15 protein-coding genes are annotated in these 15,178 nt (G+C 61.5%); 8 read left to right on the top strand and 7 right to left on the bottom strand.

From position 1 onward, the window contains the following. Positions 1-38 precede the first annotated feature (38 nt). The 3 genes from HJB89_RS29905 to HJB89_RS29895 all read left to right on the top strand — a co-directional run bounded on the left by HJB89_RS29905 (position 39) and on the right by HJB89_RS29895 (position 2,854). The gene (locus HJB89_RS29905; protein ID WP_221131098.1) at positions 39-1,097 is read left to right on the top strand and encodes an ABC transporter permease; all 1,059 of its coding nucleotides are present in this window, start codon (positions 39-41) and stop codon (positions 1,095-1,097) included. Then, a complete protein-coding gene (locus HJB89_RS29900) occupies positions 1,094-1,858 on the top strand; it encodes an ATP-binding cassette domain-containing protein (protein ID WP_207583112.1) in 765 nt (254 codons plus the stop codon). Before HJB89_RS29905 ends, HJB89_RS29900 begins: the two co-directional genes overlap by 4 nt. A gap of 78 nt (positions 1,859-1,936) precedes the next feature. Continuing rightward, positions 1,937-2,854, top strand: coding sequence for a sugar ABC transporter substrate-binding protein (locus HJB89_RS29895; protein ID WP_207583113.1), 918 nt, complete (start codon positions 1,937-1,939; stop codon positions 2,852-2,854). Between the two features lie 115 nt (positions 2,855-2,969). Here the strand turns inward: HJB89_RS29895 and HJB89_RS29890 are convergent, their stop codons facing one another. Together HJB89_RS29890 and mutL are read right to left on the bottom strand one after the other, a co-directional pair. After that, positions 2,970-3,200, bottom strand: a complete 231-nt coding sequence (locus tag HJB89_RS29890; protein WP_003588271.1) for a DUF2093 domain-containing protein — start codon at positions 3,198-3,200, stop codon at positions 2,970-2,972. A gap of 171 nt (positions 3,201-3,371) precedes the next feature. Further along, positions 3,372-5,174, bottom strand: a complete 1,803-nt coding sequence (gene mutL / locus HJB89_RS29885; RefSeq protein ID WP_221150896.1) for a DNA mismatch repair endonuclease MutL — start codon at positions 5,172-5,174, stop codon at positions 3,372-3,374. 185 nt (positions 5,175-5,359) lie between these two features. Between mutL and HJB89_RS29880 the strand changes: the two genes are divergently transcribed. Both HJB89_RS29880 and HJB89_RS29875 read left to right on the top strand, forming a co-directional pair. Next, positions 5,360-7,084: a response regulator gene (locus HJB89_RS29880; protein ID WP_207583115.1), complete on the top strand. Its 1,725-nt coding sequence runs from the start codon at positions 5,360-5,362 to the stop codon at positions 7,082-7,084. 120 nt (positions 7,085-7,204) lie between these two features. Continuing rightward, a complete protein-coding gene (locus HJB89_RS29875; RefSeq protein WP_221150910.1) occupies positions 7,205-8,569 on the top strand; it encodes an EAL domain-containing protein in 1,365 nt (454 codons plus the stop codon). 118 nt (positions 8,570-8,687) lie between these two features. Here HJB89_RS29875 and HJB89_RS29870 read toward each other — a convergent pair whose 3' ends face one another. The 5 genes from HJB89_RS29870 to HJB89_RS29850 all read right to left on the bottom strand — a co-directional run bounded on the left by HJB89_RS29870 (position 8,688) and on the right by HJB89_RS29850 (position 12,743). Then, positions 8,688-9,296, bottom strand: coding sequence for a PRC-barrel domain-containing protein (locus tag HJB89_RS29870; protein WP_207583116.1), 609 nt, complete (start codon positions 9,294-9,296; stop codon positions 8,688-8,690). Positions 9,297-9,523: 227 nt separating this feature from the next. Beyond that, a complete protein-coding gene (locus tag HJB89_RS29865) occupies positions 9,524-10,411 on the bottom strand; it encodes an SMP-30/gluconolactonase/LRE family protein (RefSeq protein WP_207583117.1) in 888 nt (295 codons plus the stop codon). A gap of 4 nt (positions 10,412-10,415) precedes the next feature. Further along, positions 10,416-11,048 carry a 2-dehydro-3-deoxy-6-phosphogalactonate aldolase gene (locus tag HJB89_RS29860; protein WP_221117558.1) on the bottom strand — a complete coding sequence of 211 codons (633 nt, stop codon included), beginning with the start codon at positions 11,046-11,048 and terminating at the stop codon, positions 10,416-10,418. A 13-nt stretch (positions 11,049-11,061) separates the two neighbouring features. Further along, the gene (locus tag HJB89_RS29855) at positions 11,062-11,976 is read right to left on the bottom strand and encodes a 2-dehydro-3-deoxygalactonokinase (protein ID WP_207583119.1); all 915 of its coding nucleotides are present in this window, start codon (positions 11,974-11,976) and stop codon (positions 11,062-11,064) included. Then, positions 11,976-12,743: an SDR family NAD(P)-dependent oxidoreductase gene (locus HJB89_RS29850; protein ID WP_207583120.1), complete on the bottom strand. Its 768-nt coding sequence runs from the start codon at positions 12,741-12,743 to the stop codon at positions 11,976-11,978. Before HJB89_RS29850 ends, HJB89_RS29855 begins: the two co-directional genes overlap by 1 nt. A gap of 108 nt (positions 12,744-12,851) precedes the next feature. On the opposite strand from HJB89_RS29850, the gene HJB89_RS29845 reads away from it, so the two are divergent. From HJB89_RS29845 to HJB89_RS29835, 3 genes are all read left to right on the top strand, one after another. Further along, positions 12,852-13,649, top strand: coding sequence for an IclR family transcriptional regulator (locus HJB89_RS29845; RefSeq protein WP_207583121.1), 798 nt, complete (start codon positions 12,852-12,854; stop codon positions 13,647-13,649). Positions 13,650-13,930: 281 nt separating this feature from the next. Then, positions 13,931-14,665, top strand: a complete 735-nt coding sequence (locus HJB89_RS29840) for a LuxR family transcriptional regulator (protein ID WP_221150895.1) — start codon at positions 13,931-13,933, stop codon at positions 14,663-14,665. 152 nt (positions 14,666-14,817) lie between these two features. Continuing rightward, positions 14,818-15,174: a hypothetical protein gene (locus HJB89_RS29835; protein ID WP_221150894.1), complete on the top strand. Its 357-nt coding sequence runs from the start codon at positions 14,818-14,820 to the stop codon at positions 15,172-15,174. Positions 15,175-15,178 lie beyond the last annotated feature (4 nt).

Here is a 15,178-nt window from a genome sequence, read left to right as displayed (position 1 = left end):
GTTTCTTATGTATAAAAAACCAGGGAGGCTCGGGAAATTTGGAAGACTCTGGGATTCTGCCTCAGAATTCGTCCCGGCCTGGTGGTTCGCAAGGTGCAACCTTCCACCCGAGACAATCTGGCATCACATTGGGACTGAAGCTTTTGAGCTTAGGCCCATTATTGATCCTCATTATACTCATTGCCGTCGTCAGTTTGATCACGCCGGCTTTTCTAAAGCCCAGCAACCTGGGGAACATCCTGGCGCAGACGGCGGTGATTGCTCTTGTGGCAATGGGGCAGCAGCTCGTTATCCTGACACGCGGGGTCGACCTGTCTGTCGGCTCAAATCTCGCGCTCGCGACAGTAGTCGGCGGACTCGTCTACCAGCAGGTTGATGCCTCGATCGCCGTCATTATGGCCATGTTGCTTGCGGGTGCTGCCATCGGGGCGGTAAACGGCGTGGTGTTTGTCTACGGTCGGCTGCCACACCCCTTCATTATTACCCTTGCGACCTTGAGTATCTGCCGTGGCCTGGCACTTGCATTGGCGCCCGGCCACACCACCATGCGCGGGATGCCCGATACAGTTACTGCGATCGGTGGCGGCACGACGTTTGGTGTGCCCAATTCCTTCTTTGTCGTCGTGATGTTCGGGTTCCTGTTTCTGATCCTGACAAAGTCAATGGTCTGTGGCAGATGGATCTATGCGGTCGGCGGCTCGCCGAATGCCGCCAGAAGCATGGGTATACCGGTAAAGGGTGTTCTGCTCTCGACCTACATTATCTCAGGCTTTTGTGCCGGTGCCGGCGCGGTGCTGCTGGCAGGACGGACCGGCGCCGCCTCGCCAATCTATGGCAATCTCTTGGAGCTCGACACGATTGCGGCGGTGATTATCGGTGGTGCTAGCTTCCTTGGCGGACGGGGCCATCTCGGCCACGCCCTGATCGGCGCCGTGCTGATCGGCGTCATCCGCAACGCCCTTAATCTTCTCGGCGTCGACGTGTTCTTTCAAATGATCGCGATCGGGCTCGTCATCGTCATCGCCGTAGAGGCTGACGTGCTTCGTAACCATCTCGAGGCGCGCGCGCGCGTGCTTCAATCGGCGAGAGTGCAATGAACGCTGCATCCGCCCCACCGGTCCTTTCGGTTCGAAATGCGCAGAAGCGCTTTGGCGCCATCCATGCCCTGAAAAATGTAAGCTTTGATGCATATGCAGGGGAGGTAACCGCTCTCCTGGGTGACAACGGCGCTGGCAAGTCGACGCTCGTCAAATGCATCAGTGGGCTTCATAGTCTCGACGAAGGAGAGATCCTTGTGGATGGTGCTCCCGTATTGCTCCATTCAACGGCGGCGGCCCGCCGCGCCGGCATTGAAACCGTCTATCAGGATCTGGCGCTTTTCGACAACCTGACCCCTGTGCAGAATTTCTATTGCGGGCGAGAAATCTCTTTCCCTTCTTGGCTGCCACGCCCGCTCCGCTTCCTCAACACGGGCGTGATGAAGCGGGAAGCAGCGCGTGTAATCGATCGTCTGAAGGTTAAGCTGCCGCGGTTCGACGCGCCGGTCGCGCTGATGTCTGGTGGACAGCGACAGGCGATTGCGGTCGCGCGCGCCATTGTTTTTGCACGCAAGCTGGTGATCCTTGACGAACCAACGGCCGCCCTCGGTGTTCGCGAATCTCGCCAAGTTCTCGACCTTGTCAATCAGCTTAAAGCTGAAGGCAATGCCGTGATCATAATCACACACAATATGGAACATGTCGTCGAAATCGCCGATCGGGCAGTGGTGCTGCGGCAGGGTCGCAAGGTGGGTGAACTGAAGCCAACCGAAGCGAACAAGCAGGACCTTGTCGCGATGATTGTCGGCGCCGAGACTTAAAGGAGATCGCTGCTTCGTTAGGGCAGTGGACAACGAGATCGCTCTAGAGGAGGGCGGTCGAAACATGGGAGGTGTATCATGAAACCGCAATCCCTGCTGGGAGCTCTCGCTCTCCTGGCTGTCGCTGCAGTCCCGTCCTTGGCGCAGGAGCCGGTCAAGCTCGGCTTTATAACCAAGTTCCCGGTACCATTCTTCGCAACAATGGAGAACGCAGCCAAAGATTATGCAAAGAGAAATCCCGGCGTCGAGATCATCTACGGGCAGGGCACGTCCGCAACCGACATCGAGGGCCAGATTGCACAGATCGAGTCCATGGTGACACGAGGCGTGCAGGGCATTGCCCTCACGCCCGTCGATCCGACCGTGTCCGCTGCCCTGGACAAGGCGGTGGCGGCCGGTGTCAAGGTCGTGCTGATGGATAACAATATTCCGGATTGGAAAGGCAGGACGGCGCTTGCCACGACCGATAATTTCGCCGCGGGCAAAATCGCCGGCGAATATCTCAAAACTGTTCTTAAAGCCGGCGACACGCTCGGGATTCTCGAGGGTGTGCCCGGTGTGCCAGCGCTTGATGACCGTGTGAAGGGTATGCTTGAAGGGCTGCAGGGCCTTGACGTCAAGATCGTCGGGAAAGGCGCAACAAACTGCACCGAGGAACTCGGGATCAGTGTCGCCGAAGATCTGCTCACGAAGAACCCGGACCTCAAGGCCATTTACGCCGCTTGCGGCCCGCCCGCTGCTGGCGCGGCGCGCGCAATCAAGAATGCCGGCACTGCCAATGACAAGATTGTGCTGGTCGGTTTCGACTTCTGCTGCGGTGAAGAGGAAGCGCTGAAGAGTGGAATCGAGGATGCTTCGGTGGCGCAGTTCCCCACCAAGATGGCTGAACTCGGTGTGGATGCGCTGGTAAAATCGATTCGCGGAGAGACGGTGGAGTCTTTGATAGATTCTGGCGCCGCGCTCGTGACGCCTGAGAATATGGCGCAATTCAAGTAAACACTTGCCCCTCTGTGCAATTCGCAAAGAGCACATGGACCATGTTGTTGCTCAGCAAACGGCCCGTCCTGCGTGGGGCGGGCCGGACCTGTGGCCCCTCGCACGCGGCCGCGCTCTAACGCCGCTGGTTCGGCAGCACGCCGGCGCGTTTGTCGGCTTCGATGGCCGAGATCACGTCGGCATAGGGTTCCTGCCGGGCGACGCTCCAATAGCGCAATTCGTCGAGCGGGATCTGTTTTCCCGTCATCGCGCAGACGACATAGGAGCCGGGCGAGAGAATCTGGAAATCGCCGTCGAGGTACCGGATCTTCGCCTCGCGGTTTCCGTGTCCTTCGAACAAATTCATGCGCTCCGTTCCCTGCAGCCTGTCATTAAAGCTTGTCGCGCAAAAGTGTGCCGCGGATTTGCGATCACGACATGCGGAAAACCAAAGACCTAAAGCGTGGAAAGCGAATCTGAAAGATCGCGGCACGCTTTAGTCTGCCATACTCCCGCAAGGGCTGCTTTTCCAGCTTTTTTAGCTTCTGCCGAAAAGCCGCTCGATATCACTGAGCTTCAATTCGATATAGGTCGGCCGGCCATGATTGCACTGGCCGGAGCCTGGCGTCACTTCCATTTCCCGCAGCAGCGCGTTCATTTCCTCCGGCCGCAGCCGCCGTCCGGAGCGCACCGATCCGTGGCAGGCCATCGTCGCCGCCACATATTCGAGCTTGGCCGACAGGCCCGACGCCGTATCCCATTCGGCAATCTCGTCGGCAAGCTGGCGGATCAGGCCATGCGCATCGACCTGGCCGAGCATGGCCGGCGTCTCACGCACGGCGATCGCCCCGGGACCGAAACGCTCGATCGCCAGGCCGAGTTCGGAAAGCTCGGCCGCATGCTGCATCAGCCGGTCGCAATCCTCTTCCGGAATGTCGACGATCTCCGGGATCAGCAGCACCTGCGAGGCCAGCCGCTTCGAATGCAGCGCCTTGCGCATCGCCTCGAAGACCAGCCGCTCGTGTGCGGCATGCTGGTCGACGATCACCAGCCCGTCCTCGGTCTGGGCGACGATATAATTGGCGTGGATCTGCGCCCGCGCCGCGCCGAGCGGATAGCGTGCGACCGTCTCGGCTGCTGCCGGCTGCGGCGAAAACTGCGGCTCGGCCCGCGCCGTCGGCATCGACAGCCCGTCGAAGGAGGCCTGCGGCCGATCGCCGAAACCTGTTGCCGGCTGGTAGGGACGAAAGGGCGAGGTCTCGGCCGACCATGCCGTCTGCGGCTGTTGCGCGTGTGGCTGAAAACCGGGGCGGAAGGAGCGCAGCATATCGCTTGCCCCGGTCGTTGCCGCCCGGCTGCCGTCGCGCGCCAAGGCCTCGCGGATGGCGCCGACGATCAGGCCGCGTACCAGGCCGGGGTCGCGGAACCGCACGTCGGATTTTGCCGGATGCACGTTGACGTCGACGAGCGCCGGATCGAGTGTGATTGACAGCACCGCCACCGGATGGCGCCCAGACGGGATCGTCTCGGCATAGGCGCCGCGGATCGCCGAGAGGATCAGCTTATCCTGCACCGGCCGGCCGTTGACGAAGGCGTATTGATGGGCGGAGTTGCCGCGATTGAAGGTTGGCACGCCGGCAAAACCGGTCAGCGCGATCTCCTCGCGTTCGGCGTCGAGCGCAATGGCGTTGTCGCGGAATTCCTTGCCGAGCACCTGCGCCATACGCGCCAGATGGTCGTCGCCGGTCGCTGGGAATTCCAGCGTCGTGCGGTCCGAGCCTGACAGCACGAAGCGCACAGCCGGGAAGGCGATTGCCATGCGCTTGACGATTTCGGTGATTGCGCCGGCCTCGGCTTTCTCTGTCTTGAGGAATTTGAGCCGGGCGGGCGTCGCGAAGAACAGGTCGCGCACTTCGACGATCGTGCCGGGATTGGCGGCCGCCGGGCGCATATGCGCAATCTTGCCACCGTTGACGGCAATCTCGTGGCCGCCGGCGCTGTCGCGTCTGCGACTGGCGATGCTGAGCCTTGCGACCGAGCCGATCGAGGGCAGTGCCTCGCCGCGGAAGCCGAGCGTGCGGATATCCTCAAGCGTCTCCGATAACTTCGAGGTGCAGTGGCGCCTGACCGCCAGTTCCAGGTCGGCCGCGTCCATGCCCGAGCCGTTGTCGCTGACGCGCAGCAGCGCCTTGCCGCCGCCTGATGTGGCGATCTCGATGCGCGTAGCGCCCGCATCGATCGCGTTTTCGATCAGTTCCTTGGCAGCGCTCGCCGGCCGTTCGATGACTTCGCCGGCGGCGATCTGGTTGATGAGCGTTTCGGAAAGCTGTCTGATGGCCATGGGCTATTTTCGAGGATTCGTGGGCCGGAGGGAAGGGGTTTCGATGGGCATTCCCAAAGCGTGATCCGGGGGCTCCCTCAAACTTGGGAGGTCGCTAGTGTTAAGCCGGTTTTAACATAAAAATGGCATTTCTATTCATATACCTCCGGAAGCTGTGAAATCGAACAGATGTGGGACGCAATGGAATGAGTGCCGGCTTCGAAAAGGCGGACACATCATCGGAAACCGACGGGATTTCCGCCGAGGCCGATCTGCAGACGGCGCTTTTCGATGTGGTGTGCGACAGCCTTGCGGCAGCCTTCATCATCTACGACAAGAACGATCATCTGATCTTCGCCAGCCGCCAGACGCTGGAATTTTTCCCACTGCCGCCCGAAATGCTGAAGCCCGGGACGCGGCTTCGCGATTTCCTCGGCGCGATGTACGACACCGGCATTCGCCAGCAATATGATGTGAAGCAGCGCGGCTCGCTGAGCCGCGAGGACTGGCTGTCGCAGAAAATCGCCTCGCACTGGCGCGAGCGCTTTGACTCCGTCGAGCGTCACGGGACCGACAGCTGGGTCCGTTTCGTCAAACGCCGGCTGCCGGGCGGTTACGGCGTCACCGTCATTTCCGACATTTCCGAGGACAAGAAGCGCGAAGAGCAATGGCGCTCGGATCTCGAGCGTGTGCAGCTCACCGAGGACATTCTCGACAATCTGCCGTTCCCGCTCTTCGTCAAGGACCGCAACCTCACCTATGTCGCGGTCAATCTCGCCTTCTGCGAGAAATATCAGACCACCGCCGACGAGGTGCTCGGGCGCAAGAGCGCCGATCTTTTTTCAGATGAGATCGCCAAACGCTTCGAGGAAAGCGATCGTCATGTGCTGGAGACCGGCGAGATGTCGATCTCCCGCCAGCGTCAGATCTCCCGCGACGGTATCGAGCGCGACATTGTCAGCCGCAAGCACCGCATCGGCAAGTCGGGCCGCTATTTCCTGGTGTCGACCATGCAGGACCTGCCACGCGACGGCGCCGATCTCGACGAGTTCGGTCGTGCATCGACGATCACCACTTCCAGCAATCAAAGCTATCGTCGGGCCTATGTGCCGGCGCCGAGCGCCGTCGAGCGCCGCGAGCCGGCGGCGATGGAAGCGATCGTTCCGGAGAATTTCTCTGGCCGCAAGGTCCTCGTCGTCACTGCCGACCTCGCCGCCGAGACCGCCGCACTGCGGACGCTGTCGAAATACGGTTTCGAATCCTGCTCGGTCCGCGGCGAGGACGAGGAGGAGCGGTTCCTGGAAATTGCCACCTCCTCCGGGATCTCGCTCGATCTGCTGATCATCGATAATCAGATGGGCATGCGCTGCCTCGAGCTTGCCGAGCAATACGGTATCCCGGCGCTGGTCATGGACGGCTTTCAGATCGCCAACGAGCTCACCTTCCAGATCGCCCGCCATTTCAACCGCAACAGCCGCAATAGTGGCGCCGGTGCGGATACGGATTGGGAGATCAGCATTTCCGACGACGTCGTCGGCCTGCAAGTTCTCGTCGCCGAAGACAATGATATCAACCAGATCGTTTTTTCGCAGATCCTCGAAGGCCTTGGTTATCGCCATATGATCGCGGCAACCGGCGACGAGGTCGTGCGCTTGTGGGCCGAGCACCGGCCGCAGATCGTGCTGATGGATATTTCCCTGCCGGGCTTCAACGGCTTCGAGGCCGCCCGCCTTATCCGGCAGATGGAGGAAACCGGCAGCGGAACCCGCACCCCGATCGTCGGCGTGCTTACCCAGGCCTTCGAACGAGACCGTGCCGAATGCGCCAAATCAGGCATGGACGATGTCATCATGAAACCCGTCAGCCCTGACATGCTCGAGGCTGTATTTCAGAGATACCTGATGGAAGAGGCCGTGCGAGCGCGAGGCTAGCCGTAAATAGCTGTCAACCCCTGGATTTCGGAGGGTCCAAGCGGCAAGGGCTGCTGATTTACTATCGAATTGTTAAGACATGCCGGTCATTCTCTGCGTGGCGCGGGAAAGCTCGGGTGGATAATGAAATCGGCGGAAATGGCCTTCTCGACCGTCGGTCAGAATGGGCTTCAGGCGATGGCCTATAGCGATCCGCTGACCGGATTGGGAAACCGCAATCGCATGCGGGACAAGGTCTTGCAGATCTCTTCGGAGCGCGCCAGCGATCCGGCCCCCTTCACCATCGGCATCGCCAATCTCGACAGTTTCAAACCGATCAACGATCTCTTCGGCTCGACAGCCGGCGATGAAATCCTGTGCCAGGTCGCCCATCGCCTGAGGGCCTGTATTCCTGATGGCGCGCTGGTTACCCGCCATGACGGAGATGAATTCGCTTTCGTGTTGCCGCTGATTTTCGAACGGGCGAGTGCCGAGAAATTCGGCCAGATGATCCGCGAGGTGCTGTCGGCCCCCTATGACCTCGGCGACCGCAACGTCCGTCTCTCCGCCTCCCTCGGCTTTGCCATCTACCCGTTCGCCGGAGAAGATTGCGAGGAACTGCTGAAGAGCGCCGAAACCGCACTCTACCGTTCCAAGCGCCGCGGCCGCGGCCAGGTCACCGTTTATTCGCGCGAGATCGCGCAGGAAATGAAGCGCGCAACGCAGCTGGAGCAGGCGCTCAGAAACGCCATCATCACCGACGTGATCGACGTGCATTTCCAGCCGATCGTCTCGCTCTCCAACAATCAGGTCGTCGGCTTCGAAGCGCTCGCCCGCTGGAACGATCCGGATCTCGGCTTCGTCTCGCCCGGCGTCTTCGTGCCGCTGGCCGAAGAGCGCGGCTTCATCGATGCGCTGTCGGAGGCGCTGCTGCGCAAAGCCGCCGAAGCGGCCCTTTCCTGGCCGCGCGAACTCTTCCTGTCGTTCAATCTCTCCTCGGCCCAGCTGATGGACCCGGGCACGAGCAGCAGCGTCCTGTCGATCCTCGGCCGCGTCGGTTTCGATCCGCATCGCCTCGAGCTGGAGATCACCGAGACCGCGGTCATGAGCTCTGCCGACACCGCCCACCGCATTATTGCCGATTTGCGCGCCGCCGGGGTGCGGATTTCGCTGGACGATTTCGGCACCGGCCAGTCGAGTCTCGGGCGCCTGCGCGACTTCATCTTCGACAAGATCAAGATCGATCGTGCCTTCGTGTCCCGCATCAACTCCGACCGCGCCTCCGAACACATCGTCAAGGCGATCCTGACCATGTGCGAGGGCCTGGAACTGGAAGTCGTGGCTGAGGGCATCGAGGATTATGCCGAAGCGGTGAAGTTGCGCACGCTGGGCTGCGGCATGGGCCAGGGCTACCATTTCGGCCGTCCGGCCGACGGTATCGCCACGCTGCGCTTCCTGCACGAGAACTATTACGATCCGGCCATGGTCGAGCGTGTTAGCGCTTAAGCGATGGCACAGCAAAAAAAACGATGGCGCCCCTGGGAGCACCATCGCCTACGCTATACGACCCGCGCGGGTACTTGGGCCAAGTAGTGTATTTGGCCCGAGTTTAGTTGGCCCTGGCTCACTTGGCGGTCGTCGAGCCGGTGGCCGTGGTATCGGTACCGGTCGCCGCCGGGGCCTTTTCAGCTGACTGCATGGCCAGCGTCTTGAACTCAGGTGCGGCCTTCAGCGATTCAGCCGTTTCGCTAGTCGTCAGCTTGACGCTGCCGTCCTGGGTGTTCTGAGCGACGGTGATTTTTTCCATCGGCACGGCGACGTTCTTTTCGCCGATGCCGAGGAAGCCGCCGACGCCGATGATCGCCGCAACGAAGCCGCCGTCCTTCTTGAGGATCAGATCGTTGACGCTGCCGATGCTTTCATTTTTGCCGTTATAGACCGACTGGCCGATATAGGTGTTGGCGCTGACCTGGTCCGGAGCCTGCTCCGTGATATAACCGGCCTGAGCCGTGTCTGCCGTCGGTGCTGCGGCAGGAGCCTGTGCGGCATCGCCTGCGGGCTTGGTGACATCAGGGGTGATCGGCGGCTTCGGGGCTGTCGGATCGGCAGGCGCTGCCTGCGTCGGAGCGGCTGGATCCGCCGGTTGCGGGGCCGCCTGCGAGAATGCCGCCGGTGCGAAAGCCGTGGCAAACAGTGCGCCAGCGGCAACGGTCGTCAAGAGTTTGCGTGTCATTTCGAACCTACCTTCATTTTTCCTGGAGTAGTCGCTGACCCGGCAATATCTGTGTCATTGCCGCGCCGGTTCGAAGGTAAAATGACTGGTGCGCCGATTGGTTCCGGTTGAAAACACGGAAAATTTCTCGATTTTCACGGAACATTTCTCAAGAGGCGGCAGCCGAAATGACAAAAGGCGCCCCGGTCGGGAGCGCCTCTGGCAAGCAAATTCAGATGATCCGATGTTCAGATCACATAGACCGGATCGAACACGCCTTTGACGTCGATGCCGAGTTCCAGCAGCGCGCCGGCGCTGGGCTGCGCAGAACGGGCATCCTCGTCCAGCCCCTCCCAGGCGGTCGTTACCGCCAGCCGATCGGCGTTGACGCCGATGAAGGCAGGGCAAGAGGGCTGGACGGCGGGAACCTTGTAGCGCGAGATGCGCAGGCCATCGGGATTGTAACGGTCGACGACGCCGGCGCCCCAGCGCGAATTCCAGATATACCCGTCGGCATCGACCACCGAGCCGTCGATATCGCCGGGCTCGTTGGCGCTGTCGACCAGTACGATCGGTTCGCCCGAGGGCAGGCCGGTCTGCGGATCGACCATGACGCGCATCAGCCGGTTGAGGCGCGAATCCGTATAATAGCCGATCGTGCCGTCAGGCGAGAAGCAGATCGAATTCGGGATGCTGATGCCGTTGAAGATCTTCGTCACCTTGCCGCTAGCGACATGATAGATGGCGCCGGCCTGGTTTTCCGCCCGCTTGCTCATCGTGCCGATCCAGAGCGCACCGGAGGGATGGGTGCGGCCGTCGTTCGAACGGTTTTCCGGCCTGTCGTTTTCGAGCGCAGCGTAGAAGGTGAGGCCGCCGCTGGCCACATCGCGGACGAAAAGCCCTTCTTCGGTCGCGATCAGCTGCCGTCCGGCGTCGATACGGGCAAGCACGCTGGCCATGGCAGGCAGCGGATGCACCTTTTTCGCGCTCGTCGAAAGATTGAGCTCGTGCAGTTCCTTGCCGAGGATGTTGAACCACCAGACGGTATTGCTGTCCGGATCATAGGTCGGGCCTTCGCCGAGAACGGAATTGGTGTTGCAAAGGGTCTTGCCCTCGAACTCGTAGATATCGGTCATACGTTCACGCTCCAATGGCTGCATCATAGGCGTAAATGGTCGCCTTGGCGCGCTCGGCAACCTCTGCCGCGGTCATTCCCGGCTTGTAGAGGCTGGTGCCGAGGCCGAAGGAGAAGATGCCAGCCTTGGTGTAATCGCCGAAATTCTTGTCCGATACGCCGCCGACGGCGGCAATCACCAGTTCCGGCGGCAGGATGGCCCGGATCGCCGTGATGCCGGATGGACCGAGCACGCTGGCCGGAAAGAATTTGAGACCGGTGGCGCCGGCGCGCGCGGCGGCCAGCGCCTCGGTCGGCGTAAACACACCCGGCATCGTCACCATGCCGTAGTCGCGGGCCCGGATGATCACCTCGGGCTCGACATTCGGTGTGACCAGCAGCTTACCGCCGGCGGCATGCAGGCTGTCGACCGCCTCGACCGTCAGCACCGTGCCGGCGCCGATCAGCACCTCGGCCGGCGCCATCTTCGCGGCGATCTCGATGGATTTGAACGGCTCCGGCGAGTTGAGCGGGATCTCGATCGCCGTCAAGCCATTATCGATCAAGGCGCCGACGATGCTCTCGATCTCGTCAGGCCGGATGCCGCGAAGGATGGCGATCAGCGGGCGCTTCATGTCGGGGAAGGGGATACGGTTCATCGTGTCAGCTTTCTCAATTCGGCCAGATGGTTTCGGCAGCGGCCGAAAGCCCGCGGCGCACGGCGGCGTCCGCATCGATGGCGGTGAAGGTAAGGGAGAGTGTTCTGAACGCCTGTTCGTAGAGCGCCTGCAGGCGTCCGGAAGCGACGAGGGTGATGTCTGAGTTGGCGGCATCCTGCAGCGCGCCGGCGATTTCGAGACCGATCAGCGTGCCGGAAAGCCGGGCTTGCGCGGCAGCGGCAGATATGCCGTGCAGAAGCTGGCCCGAGCGGGCGGTAAACAGCAGGTTGGAGGCAAGTGCTGGACGCTGGAAGGCCGCCGATACCGCCGCCTCGAAGGCCGCCGTGTCCGCCGGCTGCTCTCCCGCACCGGCAACCGCATGCGAAAGGATCGTGTGTTTGCTGATGACGTCGAACAGCTCGCCGGTCATGAAGGTCGAAAAGCCGGTGACCTTGCTATCCCTGACATGCACCCATTTCGAATGGGTGCCGGGCATGCAGACCGCCTGCGCGCCCGAGCTTGCGGTATCGAGTGCGCCGAGAAGCTGGGTTTCCTCGCCGCGCATGACGTCGGGCGTCGCCTTATCCCGCTGGGCAAGGCCCGGCAGGATGCGGACGTCGCGGCTTTCGCCAGGCACGGAGACTGCCGCGGTCAGGATCGAGGTGAGCGGGGCCGGCACGTCGATATAACCGGCCTCGACCCAGCCCTGCCGGGCGCCGGCCATGCCGCAGACGATCACCGGCAGGTTTTCCGGCGCCTCGACGGCGGTGAGATGGCCTGATAGCACGGCTGAAAAGCCGGTTTTTACAGCGCTCGTCATGCCTTCGCCGCTTCGGCGCTCGGCAAGGATGCTGCCGTCCCTGGCGATCAGCCAGAGCCGGAAACTGCTGGTGCCCCAGTCCACCGCGACATAAGCGGGATTTGCCATTACAGAACGCCTCCATCGACAATCAGGGACTGGGCGGTCATTCCCGCAGCACAGTCGGATGCAAGAAACAGGCAGGGGCCGACGATCGCGTCGGCCTGGAGGGGTATTTTCAGGCACTGCTGCTCGACGGAGCGCGCAATGCTCTCCTCCGTCAGCCAGAGCTGCATCTGCCGTTCGGTGACGACCATGCCGGGCAGGATGCAGTTGACCCGGATGTTCTCCGGCCCGAGCCTGCCCGCCATGCTCTTTGTCAGCCCGACGACCGCAGCCTTCGCCGCCGCGTAGGAGGGAAAGCCGCCCATGTTCAGTTTGAAGGCGATCGACGACATATTGATGATCGCCCCACCGCCGGCCGCCCGCATCGACGGCGCCACCGCCTGCGAGGCGAAGAATACATGCCGCAAGTTGACCGCCTGGTTGTTGTCCCAATAGGCCTCGGTTACCGCGTCGAAATCATGACGGTCGTCCCACGCGGCATTGTTGACCAGCACCCGGATCGGCCCTGAACTTGCGACGACGGTGTCGACCGTGCGCCGGATCGCCTCGATGTCGCGCAGGTCGGCATGGTAGAAGGAGACCGGATGGGTCGTCTCCCGCGATAGCCGTTCGGCGAGCTCGCGGCCTGCCGCCTCGGCGATGTCGATGAACGCGACCTTGGCGCCTTGGCGGGCGAAACCTTCGACGATCGCAGCACCTATGCCCGATCCGCCGCCGGTCACCAGCACGGCTCGTTCTTTGAACTCGGGAAATTGTGCTGCTGGCATCATGGTCACCGTCTCCTCCCGAGTTTGCCGCCGTTCCATTATTTGGAACTTAATTTGACTATATGGAATTATCGGTTTACGCTGGCCTTTCTGTCAAGGGTGGATGAGGCGATGAATTCAAACGGCGAGAGCGCAGCACGGGCACGCGAGACCGGCACGCTCGGCAAACTGATGGTTCTGCTCGATCTCGTCACCCATGCGGATGCGCCGCTGCGTTTCACCGATATCCTGGCCCTTGCCGGCCAGCCGCGCGGCACATTGCATCGCCAACTGAGCCATCTGCTGGAGGAAGGCCTGCTTGAACTTGATGGCGACGGCCGTTATGCGCCCGGCCTGCGCCTGCTCGACTTCGCCGCGCGCAGCTGGGCGCGCAACGAATTCCGGCTGATTGCCGAGCCGCACCTTTCCGATCTGCAGCAGGCGACCGGTGAGACGGTGCATCTCGGTGTCCTCAGGGGTCAGTCGATCATCTATCTCGATAAGGTCGACGGCCGTCAGCCGGTGCGCATGTATTCGCAGATCGGCAATGCCTCGCCCTGCTACTGCACCGGTGTCGGCAAGGCCGCGCTTTCGCTGCTTCCGGCCGAAAGCCTCGTCGATCTCCTCACCGGCCTGAGCTTCACCAGCTTTACCGCCTCGACCCATGTCTCAGCCGAAACGCTGCTGGCCGAAATCCGCGAGATTGCCGACCAGGGCTATGCTTTCGACCGCGAGGAGCATGAAGCCGGCATCCGCTGCGTTGCCGCACCCGTCTGGTCGCAGGACCGAACCTTTGTCGGCGGCATTTCGATCACCGGCCCGGCCTACCGCTTGTCGATGGAACTTCTGCGTCAATGGGCCGTTCCGGTTCAGTTGGCGGCTGGGAGGATCATGGAAGACATGCGCATCCGGCTCGGCCCCCGCCGCTAGAGCCCGATGCCTAAAAGTGTGAGCGGTATTCGGACGACATCATGTTGGAGTGGAGAATAAATTGCCCTCCGCCCCTTGCCGAATGCGATCTGAGAGCATGCTTATGATGAGGGCGATATTGAGATTTGCCGGCGAATCACGACAACTGCAAATAGTCTGCGAAATCGATTAACCACTTGCCGGCCGAACGCTGCATGCCGAGGCCGATTCCGTTTGATCCAAGCGATCGTCATTCTCCGATGCAATCGAACCGGCCGCAGCGCCGAAGATGAAGAAATGTGATGGCACCCTTGTCGCAAACATCCCCGGAAGACGACGACTACATCAACGAAATAGCCGGCCTGAAGACCCAGTTTGATATTTTCCGGTTCCTGAAACGCGTGACCGAAGCCTATCGCAGCCGCGCCTTCATGGTTCTCAATCTGCCGCCGATCACATCCCTGGATATCCAGGGCAGCACCGTCATCACCAGCTGGCCGGCCGAGTTTCTGGCCCTTTACGACCAGGAGGGCCTGTTGGTGAACAGCCCGGTTCTGAGACGCCTCAGAACATCGGCGCGGCCTTTCTCCTACGACATGTCGCGCCAGAACTGGTCGCGGGACGACGGCAAGTCCGGCCTCGTCATCACGCTGTTCGAACGGTTCAGGATGATGCGCGGCGCCTATTTTCCGACGCATGAGCCATCCGGCCTGCGCGGCGCCATCTCTTTCACCGGCGACCGCGAGCCTTTCAGCCCGGCGGAGATGCGTGAACTCTGCTACATCTCTATCCATGTCTACGACAGGCTCGCCGAGATCCGTAACCTCGATACGCGCATGACGGACACGCTGACCGACCGGGAAATCGACTGCCTCAACTGGACGGCGGCGGGCAAGACCAGTGCGGAAATCGCCGAAATCCTCACTCTCTCCGAGCACACAGTCAATCACTACCTCAACCGCGCCACCAAGAAGCTCGACACGGTCAACCGGACCCAGGCGGTTGCCAAGGCGCTGCGCATCGGCCTGATCAAATAAGTTGCAAAAAGCACGGCATGGTTTCGCCGACGCCCAGCGCTTGGGCATTTCCTTGCCGTTGTCGCCGTCTTCAGGCCGCTTTTGTGCCATTTCCGCCCGATTTCCGTCTGGCACGCTTTCTGCATCTCTTTTGCCAAAGGCCCAGAGGGGACTTGGACCAGCGCCAGCAAATGGCGCGGCCGACACGCCGCTGCCCGACGCCGATGCCGCTTTTCCTAGCCTTCGGTGTTGGCGGCGGTTGTTGCGTTTTGGCACCGCTTGCATCGCAGCTTGTGGTGATCTGGCCTTTCCCCTTCGTTTTTTTCTGGCCTTTTTGTCGGCTTGCGCTAGTTCGCCCCGGATTGCGCCGGTTCTCGGGGAGACCGTTGCGGCCATCAGGGCGAAAGCCCGGCGGACTTGATGGCCGCAACGGATCGCCGATTCTCCCCGCGCTTTTTTTGCTGGCCGGCAAATCGATTTTCCCTGCGATGATTTTGTTTGGCGAAGGCGTCCGCCTCCACTATCTGTGATCGA

This window comes from Rhizobium sp. NZLR8, from assembly GCF_019685025.1.
Classification (GTDB): domain Bacteria; phylum Pseudomonadota; class Alphaproteobacteria; order Rhizobiales; family Rhizobiaceae; genus Rhizobium.
Note: the sequence above shows the minus strand (reverse complement) of the source record. Positions and strands in the feature narration are given on the sequence as shown.

Excerpts from the sequence above, each read along its gene's own strand:
- HJB89_RS29900 (WP_207583112.1), top strand. The coding sequence starts at position 1,094 with ATGAACGCTGCATCCGCCCCACCGGTCCTTTCGGTTCGAAATGCGCAG.
- HJB89_RS29895 (WP_207583113.1), top strand. The coding sequence starts at position 1,937 with ATGAAACCGCAATCCCTGCTGGGAGCTCTCGCTCTCCTGGCTGTCGCT.
- HJB89_RS29890 (WP_003588271.1), bottom strand. The coding sequence starts at position 3,200 with ATGAATTTGTTCGAAGGACACGGAAACCGCGAGGCGAAGATCCGGTAC.
- mutL (WP_221150896.1), bottom strand. The coding sequence starts at position 5,174 with ATGGCCATCAGACAGCTTTCCGAAACGCTCATCAACCAGATCGCCGCC.
- HJB89_RS29880 (WP_207583115.1), top strand. The coding sequence starts at position 5,360 with ATGAGTGCCGGCTTCGAAAAGGCGGACACATCATCGGAAACCGACGGG.
- HJB89_RS29870 (WP_207583116.1), bottom strand. The coding sequence starts at position 9,296 with ATGACACGCAAACTCTTGACGACCGTTGCCGCTGGCGCACTGTTTGCC.
- HJB89_RS29865 (WP_207583117.1), bottom strand. The coding sequence starts at position 10,411 with ATGACCGATATCTACGAGTTCGAGGGCAAGACCCTTTGCAACACCAAT.
- HJB89_RS29860 (WP_221117558.1), bottom strand. The coding sequence starts at position 11,048 with ATGAACCGTATCCCCTTCCCCGACATGAAGCGCCCGCTGATCGCCATC.
- HJB89_RS29855 (WP_207583119.1), bottom strand. The coding sequence starts at position 11,976 with ATGGCAAATCCCGCTTATGTCGCGGTGGACTGGGGCACCAGCAGTTTC.
- HJB89_RS29850 (WP_207583120.1), bottom strand. The coding sequence starts at position 12,743 with ATGATGCCAGCAGCACAATTTCCCGAGTTCAAAGAACGAGCCGTGCTG.
- HJB89_RS29845 (WP_207583121.1), top strand. The coding sequence starts at position 12,852 with ATGAATTCAAACGGCGAGAGCGCAGCACGGGCACGCGAGACCGGCACG.
- HJB89_RS29840 (WP_221150895.1), top strand. The coding sequence starts at position 13,931 with ATGGCACCCTTGTCGCAAACATCCCCGGAAGACGACGACTACATCAAC.